A 17337-nucleotide genomic window follows, 5' to 3' on the forward strand; every position below is an offset into this window, starting at 1 on the left:
AGCACTTTTTGCGTCATTAGAAAACCCCGCAAATCACTCGATCTTTACTTTTTTAATATAACTGATGAAGACATTGCCGTTCTGTGCGAACAATGCATCGCTGTCATCGTCAGAAAGTGCAGTTGTCTCGCCCGTTGCCGGGTTATACAGCCAGGAATTTCCAAAAATATCGTATCCAGTCAGAAGCAGACTCTCGTTCGCGCCGGTCTTTACAACAACGCCGTAGCCGCTGCTGATCATGTAGAGAATTTCTTCTCTTGTGCAGCCCGTCAGGTTCAGCAGTTCGTAATCATCACCGAGTGACTCCTTCAGCACGTTTTCGTCCAGAGATGCACTCTGAAATCCCGACGGCATCGTTGTCTCGTCGAGGCGCATGCCCTGCTGGCGGTTTCCGCGCTCCCACACATAGGACTGGCTGCTGTTCAGCACAACGCCGACATTCTCATCGGCAAGCTGTACGGCCTCGGCCGGGGAGCTTAAAATGGCGATCAGTTTTCCTTTTCCATATACATAGTAAAGATCTGCGCTGCCCGTGTCGTACGACATCGTAAGATCGGTCCGTAAGGTTGAATAGATATATTTCGGTGTCAGTGTCAGAAGCGACTGTGTTTTGCCGCTCGTCGAGAATTCCAGAAGGAACTGCTGCTCTCTTCTGTCGTCCACCGTTGCCAGGCGGCCCGTCACCAGTTCCTGGCTCTGCTGCTCGCCGTTCATGATGTGATCCTCCGGCGCATCCGCATAGCCGTTTTCCTGGCGTACCACGCGGTCCAGCTCCAGAAGGCCGTCCGAAATCGACACGCCTGTCACATAATAGCCGTCCTGGTGATACTCTTTTTTCACGGTTCCGTCGATGCTGACAATCCGCACCGTATGCATAGCGAAAACTTCATTGCCGGAAATATCTTTTAAAATATCGCTGTCGTTTGCCATACCATAGACAAAGTCTTCATTGATAAAGCCAAGTGCCCGGATCTTCTGTCCGTCATCCGCCGCAAAGCGCTGCGTTTCCCCGCTCTCCAGATTCATCACGGTGATGTTCATCGCACTGCTTGCATTGTCCGCATCCATCCACGCGATGCTCTCCTGGCTTTCCGATACTACAAAGCAGTCCTCCGGGATACTTTCCCGGACCACCGTCGTCGTGCCGGTTTCAATATCTACCTTACACAGGTTCTCATTCAGATAGAGATACATCTCTCTCTGCTTGTTGACGTAGGAGAGGCGGTCGAGCTGTTTTTTCAGCATCTCGTAGGAAATATCCGCCGGAACGAAAATCTCCTCGGTTGCCACATTCCGCTCGGCGCGATAATAGTAAACGGCTGCTCCCACTTCACCCTCGTGGTTTCCGCGGTTCATATAGCCATAAACAACAAACGTCACATCGCCCGCATCATCCACACGTACAATGTTGACATCATGCTCTCCGTGCTGTTCCCGGTCATCCATGCTGCCGTTCTCACGGAAGCTGAAAACGCGGATCGTCTTGTTGGCGCTGCGGTTGTAGCACCAGAGATCACCGTTTACTACAAATGCGACAATATCACCTGCCGTATTCGTCACATACTTGGTATCCTCGCCGGTCACACCGAGGTTAATGCCGGATTTCGTCAGAACACCAAGCTCCGGATCAAAGATCTGCTGTGCGCTCCGCTCGAAGTCCAGCAGAATAATCTCTCCGTCGGACTCTCGCATCCGGTAGAACTCGCTTACGGTATAATACTCCGTCTGTCCGTTCTCATCCTGCGCACTGATCATGTACTCCTGTTTGATGCTGGTCGTCGTCTCATTCGCTTCTTTGATCTGCTGCACCGGCTGCTGTACGATCGTCGGTGCGAGGCTTCCCCAGGAAATCTGGTCGAGGCTGGAATGAATGTTGACATTGAGGAACGAAGAATTATCCCCCGTCTCATCCGGCTCAAGCTGCGGAACGAGCGCTTCCGCCTGCGTTTTATCCAGGCATGTCTGCGCAAACATCTGCGTGTAGGCCAGATAATCGCCGACCTCCACGCCGTTGCGCTGTACAATGCGGGTGTAATACCAGGCAGACTGGCCGTTTCCGTAGGCAACCTCGAGCTTCAGCGTATATTCCTGATTCATCAGAATCGCGGTCTCTAACTGGAAGTCTGCTTTCAGATAGCTTCCGTCCTCGTCAAACGATTTCAGCACCGAGTTTTCAATCAGCGCTCCGCCGTCTGTGCTTTCCACCGTATAGGTCACGTTTATAATTTTCTGTCCCTTCGCATCAATTTCAAGCGTAAGCGAACGGTCCATCGGCAGCGGTGTCAGGTTTTCTCTTGTCGTTACGCCGTTCATCTCCTGGCGGTATCCGTACATGCGGTTCACTGTCGTGTCCGCGGTCTTCATGTACAGCACCGGAAGACTCGCTGCGTCCAGATCGGTCGCATTCTCCGTCGTCTCGTGGCTCATCAGGTGTGTGAACACACCGACTGATGCGGCAAAAACAAGAAAAAGGATCAGAATCCTTGCTGCTCTTTTATTCATCACGGCTCCTCCTTTTCTGTGAGGAGGTCTGCCAGTGTCGGCTTCACATGGTACGCTTCCATGCACACTTTCAGTTCTTCCGGCAGTTTTTTCGAGCCTTCCTGGCGTTTTACCGCGCGGATCAGAAGGTTCTTCGGCGTGTGCTCCATGTCGATGAACTCAAGAATCTGTGTCTCATAGCCTGCATTCTCCAGAAGCTTTGCCCGGATTCCGTCGGTCAGAAGCGCCGCCATGCGCTCTTTTAAGATGCCGTAATCCATGATCGGATACAGTTCTTTGTTTGCAATCTGGCGGTTCAGCTCATGCTGGCAGCACGGAACGGAAAGAATAACTTTTGCATTCCATTTGACGGCCTTTTCCAGCGCATAGTCAGTCGCCGTGTCGCACGCGTGCAGCGTCACCACCATATCGACCTCGTCGCGGCCGGTATAAGAAGCGATGTCACCCTGATAGAAATGCAGCTTTTCATAGCCGTATTTCTCCGCCAGTCCGTTGCAGATCGCGATGACATCCTCTTTCAAGTCAAGTCCGATGATATTGACATCCAGTTTTTTCAGTTCGCGGAAGTAATAATACATCGCAAACGTCAGATACGATTTTCCGCAGCCGAAATCGAGAATCGTGATCTCGCGGTCCGATGGGAGCTGCGGCAGGATATCTTCGATGAACTCCAGAAAGCGGTTGATCTGGCGGAACTTGTCGTAGCGGGTCCGCACGATTTTGCCTTCTTTTGTCATAACACCGAGATCCTGTAAAAAAGGAACCGGGATTCCTTCTTCCAGAATATACCGTTTCTTCCGGTTGTGCGCCAGATTGACGGGTTTGCCGGTTCCTTTCATATGCGGTTTCTTTTTGATCGTCATCGTTCCCTTTTTGCTGACCAGAACGGATACTGTGCAGGTGTCGGATTCGAGCTGCATCTGCTTGAAGGTTCCGTTCATCCAGTCGCTGATCCGGGTGATCACGTCGTCTTTTGTCATATTTTTATGAAACTCCTTCGTGCCGACAGTCTCCTGGCACTGAAAGAGCAGTTTTCCTTTTATTTCAACCGGGCGTATTCTCACTTTGGACACTTCACTGTCCCCTCTTGGGCCGCTGATCGTGATACGATACAGCCCTTCCCGGATTTCATCCTGTAATAATTTCTGTAATTCCATTTATACTCTCCAAACTTCCTGAATCGTTTGTAAACATGTGTAATAAAGCCCCTTACAACCTCGCTAATATTGTAATCTGTTTTCCGCAAAACCACAACAGAAAAATTATTAAAAATGTGTTACCCTCTTATTACTTTATGGCGCAGTTTAAAGCCACAGATTGTAATAATGTTTCCTCCTGCTCCGCCTCCGGAACATTTCATTATAAAAAAGAACGCCGATCAAATCGAGCAGTTCCTCTTCTGCCGTTTTCTCATCCTTCCCGCCGTTTTCCCTGCCGTACTGACGTGCGATATTCCGGCAGGTGTGCTCCATCATGAGCCGGTCCGGGAATTCGTCGTACATCATGCTGCCGCGGTAATCCATGCGGTCACACTCTGCCTCCACCAGCCGCTGCAGATCAGATGCCGTCCGGGAATAATACGACTGCATCCGCTGCCGTTCCCGCGCTTCCTGCTGCTCCTCCATACTTCTTCCCCATAAGGGCTGTGCCGCAAAAAACGGCTCCGGCCGCTCCATCGGATTTCCCTGATAGGAATTTCTTCTATTTTCATACACTCTATCCTGATTCATGCCTGTTTTATTTCCTTTTTGCTCTTCCTTATACCATATGCACACCGCCGCCATTCTGCCGTTTCCCAGATCTCAAACACAATTTCACTTGCCAAAACCGCCGTTCCGTACTAAAATACAACCTGTATCTATTTTTCCGATACATCATATAGGAGTGAATATCATGAATCTGAATATGCAAGCTTTCAACATCAACACGCTGCTTGGCGGTCTCGATAAAGTCCGGGACGTCATGGGTGTTTACCAGCAGCAGCTTCTTCTGATTGTGATTGTTTTTGCCCTGCTGAACTGTTTCTTCGGCTATGCGCTCCGCAAACTCTGGAGCGTCATTCCCGGATTTTTTCTCGGCGCGGCCGCTGGTTATGCAGCGGGTACCTACACGAATCAGACCACGACGATCACCCTGGCGCTTGCCGTCGGCACCGGTCTTCTGACCGCAATCATTGCCTTCGTCCTCTACCGGATCGGACTTTTTCTTCTGATCTGCGGGCTCGTCGGCTTTTGCCTCTGGCATCTCGTTAATCCAAACGATATCACAGGTTATGGACTCGTCGCCCTCGTCGCTTTCGTGATCAGCCTGATCTGCGTTCCGTTCGAACGCATTTCCGTAATCCTGGTCACCTCCATCTGCGGCGCCCTCACGACGATCCGCATGGCATATTTCTTCAAGGACCTCGATCTGAACATGATGTTCTGGATTGTCTCTGCCATTCTCGCCGCAGCAGGCATGCTCTTCCAGTTTAAACCGTGGAAAGAGGCGGACTACTGGGAGGATGACGACGAAGAAGAACGCGAACACCGTGCAAAAGCGCGCGCCAGACGGAAGCGCAGATCCGGTTTCGACCCTCTTCCATCCAGAAAGAAGAAAAAGAAACGCCGCGGCTCCTCTTCCTCTTCTTCCGGCAACGCAAGAGATCCGTACCGCAGCTATCAGAAACCGTCGAACCGTACCCGTGTTTCGCAGAACACCATGTACGATTTCCGTTTTGTTCCGGAAGAACCTGACGATGACGACGATGAGAAAGATCTTCCGAAAATCATCCGCCGCCGGCCATCCGCAAAACCGGCCGCTCCGGAGGAGTTTGACGAAGAAGAAACATCCCCAAAAGCTTCCATGGGCGACACGAAGCCGTATACCTCTCCTTCCAAACCGCAGATCACCGAGGACGGCATCCCGGATGTCGATCTCTCCGCGATCCGGCAGCAGATTTCCGAAGAGGTACAGAGAATTTACGAAGACGATCAGAACTCGTAATCCGCACTGCAGCGCAGAAAACCCGGCAGGCAAAGGAACATTCCCTTGTCTGCCGGGTTCATTTTTTATCCTGATTTTCAGTTATAAAGATACTTCTGATTTGTCTCCAGATCGATCGTGTCTTTGTCGAGCCACTGATATCCCGTATCGATCTTCTGATCTACCGGAAGTCCCTGAATCGCGCGGACGGCCGCCACGATTGCCGCATAGCCAAGACCGTACGGATTCTGCGTTACGGTACCGTACTCGCGTCCCTCCTGGATCGCTTTCTGCTGTTTTTCACCGGAATCAAAACCGACAATCTGAATCTGCTCAGTATTTTCCATATCTGCCAGCGCATCCAGCGTCTGGTCTGCCATGTCTTCGTTCGTACAGAAGATGCCCTTCAGAGCCGGGTAGGTTTCAAGTGTATTTTTCAGCATGTCCGCGATGGATTCTTCTCCATCTCCGTAATTCACCTGAACCACTTTCACATCGGTATATTTTTCTTCGATCTCTTTTTTAAATGCTTCCACGCGCTCTACGCTGCTCTCGGTGTTGTACTGATGTGCAACAATCGCAACCTCTCCGCTGTTGCCGATGGCCTCGCAGAGATGATCTGCCGCAAGCTTTGCTGCCGCTGCGTGATCAGTCGCACATGTCGAGGTGATCAGATCACTCTCGATACCGGAATCCGCGATGACGACCGGAATCTGGCTGTCGGAAGCCTCTTCCATCTGTGCCTGTCCCGACTGCTGGTCAATGATGCCAAGGATCAGCGCGTCCGGATTTTCCGAAATGACAGAGTCGATGATATTGATCTGAGAGTTGGTGTCACTTTCATTTTCCGGGCCTTCAAATGTCATATAAACTTTGTCGTTTCCGGTGTAGCCAAGCGAGGCGTTCAGATCGTCAAGCGCCTGCTGTGCACCGGCTTTTACGGCTTTCCAGAAACCGGCACTTAAGTCTTTTGCAACCACGGCGATGTAAGAGCCTTTTTCAACGGTAAGTCCATCCACGGTGTCGTACAATGCTTCCATGCCGTCTTTGTGCGGAACGGTGATTTCTATTCGTTTTTTGTCTGCTTCTTTTCCTTCATCTCCAGAGCTTTCAGAAGATGTGGATGCACTGGCTGACTCTGCTGTAGAATCTGCGCTGGACGATGAGGCCTCCGGGCTTTCTTCTGCCGCCGGAGTTTCTGTCACTTCCTGAGACGACGATGCTGCGGTGCTCTTGTCTGTCACTGCTTCTTTTCCGCATCCAGCTGCCGAGCACAGCAGGATTCCGGAAAGCAGTACTGCAATCATTCTGCGTTTCATAATTCTCCCTTTCTGCTTTGCCTGATGAATCATTTTCCATTACTTTTTACAGTTTTGTTACATAACCTTTCTCTATTATACACAAACCGTAAAAATAGTCCAGTCCTGTTTTCTTATGATTTTCTGAACTTTTTTGCAATTTCACATAGCTCTGAATAGTTACACAAAGCTGTGGAAGATTTCACCTTCTGGTTTTACGGTAAACGAAAGCCGTTTGCCCGTCCGCGGATGCTCCAGCTCGAGATGATGCGCGCACAGCGCCAGAGATCCTTTCTCTTTCGCCCCATATTTTGCATCCCCCGCCAGCGGATATCCCGCATGGGAAAACTGGACGCGGATCTGGTGGTGGCGGCCCGTTCCGAGGTGGATCCGCACCAGGGTTCGGTTCTCCTGTGTCCTTATCACTTCATATTCCAGCACCGCTTTTTTCGCTCCGGCGGTGCCTGGCTGTACGACGCGGGATGTGTTGCTCCGTCCGTCTTTTACAAGGAAATCCTCAAACTTCTGCACGCCCTGTTTTTCGATTTTTCCCTCACAGACGGCGAGATACTCTTTCTTCATCGTCCCGTCCTTCACCTGCCGTCCCAGTTTTCCTGCGGCGTCTTTGTTTTTCGCAAACACCAGCACGCCCTCAACCGGCTGATCGAGCCGGTGAACGACCGCCAGATATGGAATCTGAGTCCGCGCCTGACCCGGTGTTTCCGCCCTTGCCTGCTTCGCCAAATAATTCAGCAGCGCATGCTCCAGATCCATCTGTCCCATCCGCGCATTCTGCACTGCCATACCCGCGTGCTTGTGAACAACAAGAATATCGTTATCTTCCATTAAAATATCTTCTCTGCAAAATCCAGCCACTTTCTTCTCCTGTTCTGACTTCTTATTTTCGATACACGGATTTCTCCGCTGTTATGCTTTAAGAAGTATGCACCATTTCCGCCGCATCTGTCAAGAAAAACATGCCCGGCGGACGAATTACACAACACAGAAAGCGATCGCCATACCAATCATTTTTTCTGATACAGCGACCGCTTTTTCTTTATTTTCCATATTCAGTTTTTTCTCTACTTTCAAGGATTTTCACTGGTTTTCTTTCTTTACCGATCTGTGATCTTTGTTTTCGCTTTCGTTTGATATTTCAAAGATCGTTTCTCTTCCATTTCCCTGTTGTAGATTTTCTTTTTTTCGGGAAGATGTTCTTTTTCAGAGGCTTTTCCTTTGCGGTTAAGATTTCCACTCCGAAAATCTTTTCCTTAGGATTTCCTAAGATCTGCTCTGATCTCATGTTTATCAAAAGGTTTTCTTTCGAACTTCTTTTGTATGGATCTTTATCTCAGGTTTTCTTTCCTTTCGGAAGTCTCTCATCTTAAGAACATCTTCCTTTTCCCTTTTTTTCCATTCTTCTATAGAAGATTTCTCGTCTCTTTCTATGAAAATGGTTTGTTCTCTTGAAAAGGGGGTCCCAAGTCTTTCTCTTTGTACCTCTTGGTTAGGTTTTTGTTTTCTTGTTTCTTTGTGATTTTAATATAACAGATCCGTCAGCATTTGTCAACACATTTTTAAAATATTTTTACTGTTTTTTTATATCACTTTTCCTTTTCTTAATTATTGTGTTTATTTTCTGAATTTTATATTGTTTTCTGATATTTTGTTTCAAATAAGTGCGCAGAAAAAGAGCTATGAAACAGACTTTTCTCCTGCCACACAGCTCTTTCTCAAATACTTATCCTCTATAATAGTTGATCAGGCATCCCTTGCGGATGATTTCTCTCTCATCATCGGTCAGCGCGCCTAACGTCATCTCGAACGGAACAAGTGCTCCGTCTTTTACAACGTACGCTTTGATCACATCGGCTTTCTCTTCCACTGCCTTGCGGATCTCCGGTACAAAGATGTAATCTCCGTTTGTAAACGGCAGATCTCCCTCCGGGATCAGGAATGGAAGCATGCCCCAGTTGATCAGGTTGGAGCGGTAGCGCTTCGTTGCATACTCGTTGGCGATGTTTGCCCAGCCGCCTAATACCTTCTGGCAGGAAGCTGCCTGCTCACGCGCAGAGCCGTCGCCCGGTTTTACAGCGAAGATGGTGGATCCGACACCGACGTTTGTCTTGTCGATATCCGGGTACTGGGTATGGATGGCTGCAAAGACCGGTTTCAGTTCCGGAAGTGCCTCTGCCGGGCAGTTTCCTTCCTGGATGGCTTTCTCTGCAACCTGTACTTCTTTTGCACGTCCCACATAAGCCGGATCTTTTCTGGACAGGGTAAACTCTGCCAGTCCAAGCGGGTTGGAACGGAAGGACGAAGTCTCGCCGGATGGAATCAGCTCGTCGGTGGTCGTAACCGGATCATGGATCTCAGAGACAACCTTCAGAATCAGGTTCTCAGCAAGCTGCGGCATTGCCGGCCAGTCTTTGATGTTCGGTCCGAACTGGATTTCTACAGACGGATCTGCCACACCCTTGCTGTCGAAGACACGGTTCTCGTAAATCTTCTTGTCGAAGTGGTATGCCGGTTTCGTGTATGTTCCGGTGAACTCGTCTGCTGCGGTCAGGAATCCCTTGTTTGCTGCGGTTGCTGCAATGGAACGTGCATCCATCAGGGCAACGGAAGAAATCTGACCGTTCTGGATCTTGGATCCCTCGCGGTTCGGGAAGTTTCTGGTGGAGTGACGGATTGAGAACGCATTGTTTGCCGGAGTATCGCCTGCGCCGAAGCACGGTCCGCAGAATGCGGTTTTTACGATCGCACCGGTTTCCAAAAGGTCTGCCAGTTTTCCGTTTCTTGCCAGCTCCATATAGATCGGGGTACTTGCCGGGTAAACACTTAAGGTGAACGCATCGTCGCCAATGCTGTGGCCTTTCAGGATATCGGCTGCGTCGCAGATGTTCTCAAATCCGCCGCCGGCGCATCCTGCGATGATTCCCTGGTCTACCAGGAGTTTTCCGTCGTGTACTTTATTTTTCAGAGTGAACGGAACTTTTCCGTCGAGGCTGATGGCTGCTTTCTTCTCTACATCGCTCAGGATGTCATCGAGGTTTGCTTTCAGCTCTTCAATGGTATAAACATTGCTCGGATGGAACGGCATCGCGATCATCGGTTTGATCTTGTCGAGTTCTACTTTTACAACGCCGTCATAGTAAGCAACCGCGCCAGGATTCAGCTCTTTGTAATCTGCGCTTCTGCCGTGGATCTGATAGAACTCGCTGATTTTCTCATCGGTTCTCCAGATGGAGGACAGACACGTTGTCTCGGTTGTCATAACGTCCACACCGATCCGGTAATCTGCGCTTAAGGAAGATACGCCAGGTCCTACGAACTCCATAACTTTGTTCTTTACGTAACCATTTGCAAAGACTGCACCGATGATGGCAAGTGCAATATCCTGCGGTCCTACGCCCGGCTGCGGTGCGCCTGTCATGTAAATTGCGATCACTCCCGGCATAGCGATATCATATGTTTTGGAGAGAAGCTGTTTTACCAGCTCCGGTCCGCCCTCGCCCATGGCCATGGTTCCGAGTGCACCGTAACGGGTGTGGGAATCGGATCCGAGGATCATTTTTCCGCCGCCGGCAAGCATCTCGCGGGCAAACTGATGAATTACTGCCTGATGAGGCGGTACATAGACGCCGCCGTACTTTTTCGCACAGGTAAGACCAAACATGTGGTCATCTTCGTTGATGGTTCCGCCGACTGCGCAAAGGGAGTTGTGGCAGTTGGTCAGCACGTACGGTACCGGGAATTTTTCCAGTCCTGACGCGCGCGCGGTCTGAATGATTCCAACAAAAGTAATGTCATGCGATGTAAGTTTGTCAAATTTGATCTGCAGATTTTCCATGTTGCCGGAAACATTGTGGTCTTTTAAGATTCCATAGGCAATGGTTTCTTTTGCAGCATCCGCCGGACACGGCACAGCGCCGGTACGCGCTTTGAGTTCCGCGCGGCCTTCTTCTGTATCCGGGATGATGTCGATTCCGTTGACAAGGTATGCACCTGTGTTCAGTAATTCAATCATGTCGTTCCTCTCCTCTTGTTGTTGATAAAATGTTAGGGTCAAAAAGTCTTTTGACCCCTTCGATACCCGGATTGCTCCGTGCTTTGCACTCCCGCAATCCTGTACGGCTCTGAACGGTTTTACAGATTTTCGCTGTTGTTCATATACGTCATGTAGCTTACGACCATCATGGCAATTTTAAAGGTCAGCGCATCGTCAAATTTACGAATGTCGAGTCCTGTGCTCTTCTCGAGCTTCTCCAGACGGTACACCAGAGTATTTCTGTGTACATAGAGCTGACGGGATGTCTCGGACACATTCAGGTTATTTTCAAAAAATTTATTGATTGTGGTCAGTGTTTCCTCATCGAACGTATCCGGCAGATTTTCGCCGAAGACTTCGGTCATAAACATTTCGCACAGCGGAATCGGGAGCTGATAGATCAGACGGCCGATGCCGAGGTTGTTGTACGGTACCACGTTTTTGTCTGCGTAGAAAATTTTTCCTACTTCGAGTGCCATCTTCGCCTCTTTGTAAGAACGCGATACACTCTTAATCTCGTTGACCGGATTTCCGTAGGAAACGCGCACCTGGGACATGGCCTCCGCATTCAGCATATCCACCAGCATTCTTGCGGTCTGGTTCATATCCTCGAAGGTGTCGGTATCCTTCAGTTCTTTTACAATGATAATGCTCTTCTCATCGACTGCGGTGATGAAATCTCTCGGTCTTGAAGCAAAGAGGCTCTTTACTGTCTCCTGTGCGCTGATGTCTTTTTCCAGCTTCGTCTCTACCATGTAAACAACGCGGCGTACATCTGTGTCGATGCGAAGCTTTTTCGCGCGGTTGTAGACATCCACCAGAAGAAGATTGTCGAGAAGAAGGTTCTGGATAAAGTTGTTTTTGTCCAGACGCTCTTTGTATGCAATGATAAGATTCTGAATCTCACATACGGCAACCTTTCCGATCATATATGCATCGTCGCTGCTTCCTTTAGAAATCAGAATATACTCCACATTCTGGTTGTCATATACTTTAAAATAATGATATTCCTGTACAATCTGGCTGTCCGCAGCGGATAATACAAAAGAACGGATGCTTTCTGCATCAATCGCGGTTTCCGGGAATGTGGTCACCAGCAGAACACCATCCGTATTCGTCACACATAAATCAATTCTCGTAATATTTCTTAATTCATCAAGGGTTTTCTGTAATACCTGACTTGATACCAAATCTGCCACTTCCTTTCTCCTGGCGTATTTTACTCCAGGGTGCATCTTATCTATAACTATAGCTTATTTTTTTCTCATTGGCAACTATTTTTTGCTTCGCAAAAGGAGGGCGGTGCATATGCAAAAAGGACCGGCATCCGAACGGATGTCGATCCTTTTCTCTATGTTTGCGCATACGCGCTGATGTTCATATGGATTAGTTGGTAATGGTGATCTCTGTCTCTTTGTCGAACAGATGAACTTTCTCCATATCCAGAGCAAATTTAACGGTATCACCGCTTCTTGCAGTTGTACGAGGATCTACGCGGGCTGTCATTGGGAAGCCTTCGCAATCGAAGTACAGGTAAACTTCTGCACCTAACAGCTCGTATACGTTGATCTTGCACTCAACTACGCTGTCTTTGGAAGTTTCGATGAACATCTGAGAATCATGTACGTTCTCAGGACGGATACCCATAACAACGGTCTTTCCGTCATATCCGCCGTCGATAACAGCTTTTGCTTTGGAAGCCGGCAGTTTCATGTTGTATTTACCAACAGTAAGAGTAACGTCGTTTCCGTTAACTTTTACTTTTGCATCCAGGAAGTTCATCTGCGGAGATCCGATGAATCCTGCAACGAACAGGTTGCCCGGTGCGTTGTACAGGTTCTGCGGGGTATCTACCTGCTGAACAACTCCGTCTTTCATAACAACGATTCTGGTACCAAGTGTCATAGCCTCGGTCTGGTCATGTGTTACGTAGATGATGGTAGCGCCCAGTCTCTCATGCAGTTTGGAAATCTCGGTACGCATCTGTACACGAAGTTTTGCATCCAGGTTTGACAGAGGCTCGTCCATAAGGAATACTTTAGGATCACGTACGATGGCACGTCCCATAGCAACACGCTGTCTCTGACCACCGGAAAGAGCTTTCGGTTTACGGTCAAGCAGTTTCTCCAGGTCAAGGATTTTAGCTGCTTCTTTAACCTGTTTGTCGATCTGATCTTTCGGAACTTTTCTCAGTTTCAGACCGAATGCCATGTTATCATATACGGTCATGTGCGGATACAGAGCGTAGTTCTGGAATACCATTGCGATATCACGGTCTTTCGGCTCTACATCGTTTACTACTTTATCGTCAATTTTCAGAGTACCATCGGAGATCTCCTCAAGACCTGCGATCATACGAAGTGTTGTAGATTTACCACATCCAGATGGTCCTACGAAGATGATAAACTCTTTGTCAGCGATTTCCAGGTTGAAGTCTTTTACTGCTTCAAAACCGTTCGGATATCTTTTTGTAATGTGCTGTAAAGATAAACTTGCCATTTTTGAATCCTCCCTAAATAAACATCATGCGTTTTATTATGAGTTTTGCATTTGCATCTCTCTTGCTTATGGGACTAGTATACCTTTTCTACCCGCATTCGACCATGCCACAATTACACAAACTTTCCTCCGGCAGATTGGCAATTCTGCTTTCGGATTTTCTCGAACCGTTCTCTTCTGTCCACTTTGCACAAACAAAATGTTCACTCTTATACAAAATGACGAAACGAAAAGTTTATATTCTCTTCATTGCATTTTTCTGAAAAATTCGCTATACTTTTCTATGATGTCTGCCAGCCGGAACGTTAATCGGCGGCACACTTAATTCAACAGAAAAGAGGAACAAATTATGAGTTTTTTCAGCCTGGACAGTAAGTTCTCGCAGATTATGGGCCGTGTCTTCGACCTGATGATGCTGAACATTATTTTCCTTATTATGTGTATCCCGATTGTGACAATCGGCGCCAATTTCACAGCAATGTACTACGTCACGCTGAAGATGATCAAAAATGAGGAGACGTATATCTTCCGTACCTACTGGAAATCCTTCCGCGAAAACTTCAAGCAGGCAACTGCCATCTGGCTCATCCTGCTGGCGGTTCTGATTGTTCTGATTCTTGATCTTCTGCTGGTCATGAGAATGCCGGGTACCATCACCTACCTGCGTTTTGTTTTCCTGGTACTGATCTTTTTCGAGGCCATGGTACTTTCTTATGTATTTCCGGTACTGAGCCGCTTTGACAATACTGTAAAAAACACGATCAAGAACTCCATCCTGATGGCAATCCGCCACCTGCCGTGGACCATCATGATCCTGCTCGTCAATCTCTGTCCGCTGCTGATCTATGTATTCTCCACGACAAAGATTGTCAGCTATCTGATTCTTCTGATGTTCCTTCTGGGCTTTTCCACGGTAGCGCTTGGATGCTCCTGGTTCTTCGTAAACAAAATCTTCCCATTCTATATGCCGGAGGAAGAAAAAGAGGTTCTGACCCCGGAAGAAGAATCCTTGCGGGCACTGGAGGCCATGGACAGACCAAGTCCTCTGACTGAGCACGCTGCGGTCACAGAAGAAAAATCTGATAAAGAGACAGATAATTCGTCAAAATAGCAATTACAAGCAATTCAACTATGAGAAACACGCTCCGCGAGTTTCTCAAGTTATCGCGGCAGTCGCCAAGGTCTCGTGCAAGCACGGACTTTGGCTCGTTACTCGCGTAAATCAAAACGCCCTGCCGGAAACACACAGAATATGTGGTTTCCGGCAGGGCGTTTTTTCTTTCATTTTGTATAGCTCTGAACAGTTATGAAATTTTTATTCTTCTAGATCGTGTCTGAAGAAGGCTTTTCCAGATCTTCTTCCGGCATTTCCGGCTTTGCTGTGTACCCGGAAGCCTCCGGCTTTTTCTCTTTTACAGCCTCATCAAACGTAATCGTCACCTTGAACAGATCGCCATCCAGATAAATATCAAACGTGCCATGCTGCAGAACGGTCAGGTTCTTTGCAATGGAAAGCCCTAAACCACTGCCCTCCGTACTTCGGCTGACGTCACCGCGGATAAACCGCTCCGTCAGCTCATCCGCCTCACAGTTCAGCGCATTTTCTGATATATTTTTGATGGAAAACTGTATTTTCCCATCCTTCCGGATCGCGTCCACATAAACTCTTGTCCCCGGCATCGCATACTTGCAGACATTTACGTACAGGTTTTCCAGCACACGCCAGATGCGGCGGCTGTCCGCACAGATCAGAAGCGGCTCCGGCTGAAGAATACAGATCAGATCAAGATTACGGCTTTCAAACCGCTCGGCAAACTCTCCGTTCACCTGCTGTACAAGTTCGTTCAGGTTCAGGTTCATAAATTCCAGTTTAATGTTTCCGGAACTGATCTTCGATGCCTCGACAAGGTCCTCCGTCAGCTGTTTCAGGCGCTGTGATTTTTCGTCGAGTACGCGGATATAATCTTTCGCTTTCTCGTTTTCAATATTTTCCCGTTTCAGCAGATCGACATAATTAATAATAGAAGTAAGCGGTGTCTTGATATCGTGGGATACGTTGGTGATCAGATCCGCTTTTAAGCGCTCGCTCTTCATCTGCTCCTGCACTGCCGCTTTCATTCCCTCTCCGAGCGAATTGACAATTCCGGCAAGCTGAAGGTTGTCTTCCCCCGGCAGCTCCGTCAGGTCAATCTTGTAATCCAGATCGCCCGCAGCAATCTCTTTTAAGCCATGTTCAATCTGTTTTCTTCCGGATGCCTCGCGCAGCAGAAGAAGCAGCACTGCGGCATCCATCACCAGGGTAAGGAATACGCCGAACATTCCGAAGCCGCAGCAGAGAATGATCTGCACGCCGCAGAAAACGCAGAACATAAGGATCGTTCGCTCCGACTCCTGTCTGCCTTCATAGAAGGTTCTTCCGGCAGACACGATCCGGTGGCCGACGCAGTACAAAAACGACTGTTTCCAGACGTTGCGTGCTTTGATCCGGCGCACCAGTGAGCAGTACGGAATCAGTGTGATCAGAAATCCGGCGAGGATGCCCGATGCGGCCACCAGGCTTCGCCATGTATCTGCTTCATTTCCATAGGATCCGCTGTAGATGTAGTTTCCGTCAAAATTCTGGATATAATGAACGCCGCCGTAGGAAAGTTCGATGCAGACAGCAACGATTCCAACTGCTCCCATCACAATCAGGATGGCGGCTGCAGCTGCGATTTCCGTGTACCACTGATCGAAAAAGTAAAGGCGGATTTCTTTGTTTTTTCCATTTCTTCCTGCCTGCAGTGTGAACAGGACCAGGCAGACCAGCGTTCCGATTCCGCCAACTGCAATCATCAGAAGAAGGAGCTGCATTTTCGGAAGCCACTGGCTGTAGATCTCACTGTACTGGGAGAAATAGTCGCTTGCTGCCAGATCCGGATCCAGTGCAACAAAGATCTTCTGATAATTATCTGCAATCTGATTGTTCAGCAGATAGCTTCTCGCTGCTTCCACGGCCGGGCTGTTTTTTCTTGTTGCATAAGAACGGACTTTGTCGGCACCGCCGGTCCGGTCAACAGCAAAGGCGAACGGATAGGGCGATTTCTGCGCAATGGCTGTTGTGTAACCATTTTTCCAGGAATCCACATTCGTATAGATATTTCCTTCTTTATCCTCCAGACAGTACCAGAGATTGGCATCGTCCGCATCGACGCTGATGCCGCTCTCCTGGTTTTTAAAAGCAGCAACTTCTTCCGTGACCCCGGAAAGTGTCATATACAGATCGCGGATGGATACCTTTTTCAGATTTGCCGCCGCGTACTCATAGAGGTACGTTCCCGCTTTCGTTTTCTGCGTTTCCAGGCTCATTCCCTGATCGTATAGATACAAAAACTGGGAGGAAACATCAGCAGGATCAATTTTTTTCTCTTTCAGGCTTTTCACTGCATTATCGGAAGGAAAGTAGACCTCGCCGTCCGGGGAAAAGCTGTCAAACGTCTCTGCATCTGCCGCGCTCACTTCTTCGGTGCGTGCGGCTACATCCGTCTCTTCTGTTTCCTGGCTCACGTCAGTTCCATCTTCGTATGCAAGATAGGCTTCTTTGTCAATTCCGGCATCGTTCGTCGCATAATTGTCCGCAGTATACGCTGCCACCTCATTGAGGTCTGCGCTGCTGCCGTCATCGTACATCTTGACAAGCTGGTCAATGGTGTACGTTGTACTTATCCCGCCGCTTCCCTCTCCATCGGTTGCAAAGGCACGGTAATCAATCTCTTTTGTTCCGTCGTATCGACCGTTTGTGCCGAATTTACTCATATCATTATAGTAGCTCATGACGTTATGAAGCTGCCGCTGCACCAGTGTGCCGCATGCGGTGGTTTCTTCAAACGCATACTTTTTTGCTGCCGCATTCGGCGTCAGGCCGACGCTGGAAAGCATCAGTGTCTGAATGCCCCCGAACAGCGCACTGGCGGCAAAAACGATCAGCAGAAGAAAAACGATCAGCTTCCCCGTCAGGCTGTAGAGTTTTCGTTCTTTCACAAT

11 protein-coding genes are annotated in these 17337 nt (G+C 48.7%); 2 read left to right on the forward strand and 9 right to left on the reverse strand.

Going from position 1 to position 17337, the window contains the following annotated elements; translation table 11 throughout:
- Positions 1 to 33: 33 nt before the first annotated feature.
- From DWW13_RS09130 to DWW13_RS09140, 3 genes are all read right to left on the reverse strand, one after another.
- Positions 34 to 2502 carry a hypothetical protein gene (locus tag DWW13_RS09130; protein WP_118719918.1) on the reverse strand — a complete coding sequence of 823 codons (2469 nt, stop codon included), beginning with the start codon at positions 2500 to 2502 and terminating at the stop codon, positions 34 to 36.
- The gene (locus DWW13_RS09135) at positions 2502 to 3659 is read right to left on the reverse strand and encodes a class I SAM-dependent methyltransferase (protein ID WP_118719920.1); all 1158 of its coding nucleotides are present in this window, start codon (positions 3657 to 3659) and stop codon (positions 2502 to 2504) included. Before DWW13_RS09135 ends, DWW13_RS09130 begins: the two co-directional genes overlap by 1 nt.
- A 147-nt stretch (positions 3660 to 3806) precedes the next feature.
- Positions 3807 to 4232 carry a hypothetical protein gene (locus DWW13_RS09140; protein WP_082424871.1) on the reverse strand — a complete coding sequence of 142 codons (426 nt, stop codon included), beginning with the start codon at positions 4230 to 4232 and terminating at the stop codon, positions 3807 to 3809.
- Positions 4233 to 4395: 163 nt separating this feature from the next.
- On the opposite strand from DWW13_RS09140, the gene DWW13_RS09145 reads away from it, so the two are divergent.
- A complete protein-coding gene (locus DWW13_RS09145; protein WP_158565052.1) occupies positions 4396 to 5487 on the forward strand; it encodes a TM7S3/TM198-like domain-containing protein in 1092 nt (363 codons plus the stop codon).
- A gap of 77 nt (positions 5488 to 5564) precedes the next feature.
- On the opposite strand, the gene DWW13_RS09150 is transcribed toward DWW13_RS09145, so the two are convergent.
- The 5 genes from DWW13_RS09150 to DWW13_RS09170 all read right to left on the reverse strand — a co-directional run bounded on the left by DWW13_RS09150 (position 5565) and on the right by DWW13_RS09170 (position 13314).
- On the reverse strand, positions 5565 to 6785 hold the full coding sequence (locus tag DWW13_RS09150; protein ID WP_158565876.1) for an ABC transporter substrate-binding protein: 1221 nt from the start codon (positions 6783 to 6785) through the stop codon (positions 5565 to 5567).
- 159 nt (positions 6786 to 6944) lie between these two features.
- Positions 6945 to 7610, reverse strand: a complete 666-nt coding sequence (locus DWW13_RS09155; protein ID WP_118719924.1) for an RluA family pseudouridine synthase — start codon at positions 7608 to 7610, stop codon at positions 6945 to 6947.
- 895 nt (positions 7611 to 8505) lie between these two features.
- Positions 8506 to 10794 carry a hydratase gene (locus DWW13_RS09160; protein WP_173815294.1) on the reverse strand — a complete coding sequence of 763 codons (2289 nt, stop codon included), beginning with the start codon at positions 10792 to 10794 and terminating at the stop codon, positions 8506 to 8508.
- Between the two features lie 119 nt (positions 10795 to 10913).
- Positions 10914 to 12005, reverse strand: coding sequence for a PucR family transcriptional regulator (locus DWW13_RS09165; RefSeq protein WP_117762063.1), 1092 nt, complete (start codon positions 12003 to 12005; stop codon positions 10914 to 10916).
- Positions 12006 to 12201: 196 nt separating this feature from the next.
- Positions 12202 to 13314, reverse strand: coding sequence for an ABC transporter ATP-binding protein (locus DWW13_RS09170; RefSeq protein ID WP_055219170.1), 1113 nt, complete (start codon positions 13312 to 13314; stop codon positions 12202 to 12204).
- Between the two features lie 349 nt (positions 13315 to 13663).
- Between DWW13_RS09170 and DWW13_RS09175 the strand changes: the two genes are divergently transcribed.
- A complete protein-coding gene (locus tag DWW13_RS09175; protein WP_179964647.1) occupies positions 13664 to 14425 on the forward strand; it encodes a YesL family protein in 762 nt (253 codons plus the stop codon).
- Positions 14426 to 14637: 212 nt separating this feature from the next.
- Here DWW13_RS09175 and DWW13_RS09180 read toward each other — a convergent pair whose 3' ends face one another.
- The gene (locus DWW13_RS09180) at positions 14638 to 17334 is read right to left on the reverse strand and encodes a sensor histidine kinase (protein WP_226906362.1); all 2697 of its coding nucleotides are present in this window, start codon (positions 17332 to 17334) and stop codon (positions 14638 to 14640) included.
- Between the last annotated feature and the right edge of the window lie 3 nt (positions 17335 to 17337).

This window comes from Blautia sp. AF14-40 (assembly GCF_003479665.1).
Taxonomy (GTDB): domain Bacteria; phylum Bacillota; class Clostridia; order Lachnospirales; family Lachnospiraceae; genus Fusicatenibacter; species Fusicatenibacter saccharivorans.

What these genes read in the sequence shown, in the direction of transcription:
- DWW13_RS09150 (WP_158565876.1), bottom strand. Translation starts at nt 6,785, where the DNA reads ATGAAACGCAGAATGATTGCAGTACTGCTTTCCGGAATCCTGCTGTGC.
- DWW13_RS09130 (WP_118719918.1), bottom strand. Translation starts at nt 2,502, where the DNA reads ATGAATAAAAGAGCAGCAAGGATTCTGATCCTTTTTCTTGTTTTTGCC.
- DWW13_RS09140 (WP_082424871.1), bottom strand. Translation starts at nt 4,232, where the DNA reads ATGAATCAGGATAGAGTGTATGAAAATAGAAGAAATTCCTATCAGGGA.
- DWW13_RS09175 (WP_179964647.1), top strand. Translation starts at nt 13,664, where the DNA reads ATGAGTTTTTTCAGCCTGGACAGTAAGTTCTCGCAGATTATGGGCCGT.
- DWW13_RS09160 (WP_173815294.1), bottom strand. Translation starts at nt 10,794, where the DNA reads ATGATTGAATTACTGAACACAGGTGCATACCTTGTCAACGGAATCGAC.
- DWW13_RS09135 (WP_118719920.1), bottom strand. Translation starts at nt 3,659, where the DNA reads ATGGAATTACAGAAATTATTACAGGATGAAATCCGGGAAGGGCTGTAT.
- DWW13_RS09155 (WP_118719924.1), bottom strand. Translation starts at nt 7,610, where the DNA reads ATGGAAGATAACGATATTCTTGTTGTTCACAAGCACGCGGGTATGGCA.
- DWW13_RS09170 (WP_055219170.1), bottom strand. Translation starts at nt 13,314, where the DNA reads ATGGCAAGTTTATCTTTACAGCACATTACAAAAAGATATCCGAACGGT.
- DWW13_RS09145 (WP_158565052.1), top strand. Translation starts at nt 4,396, where the DNA reads ATGAATCTGAATATGCAAGCTTTCAACATCAACACGCTGCTTGGCGGT.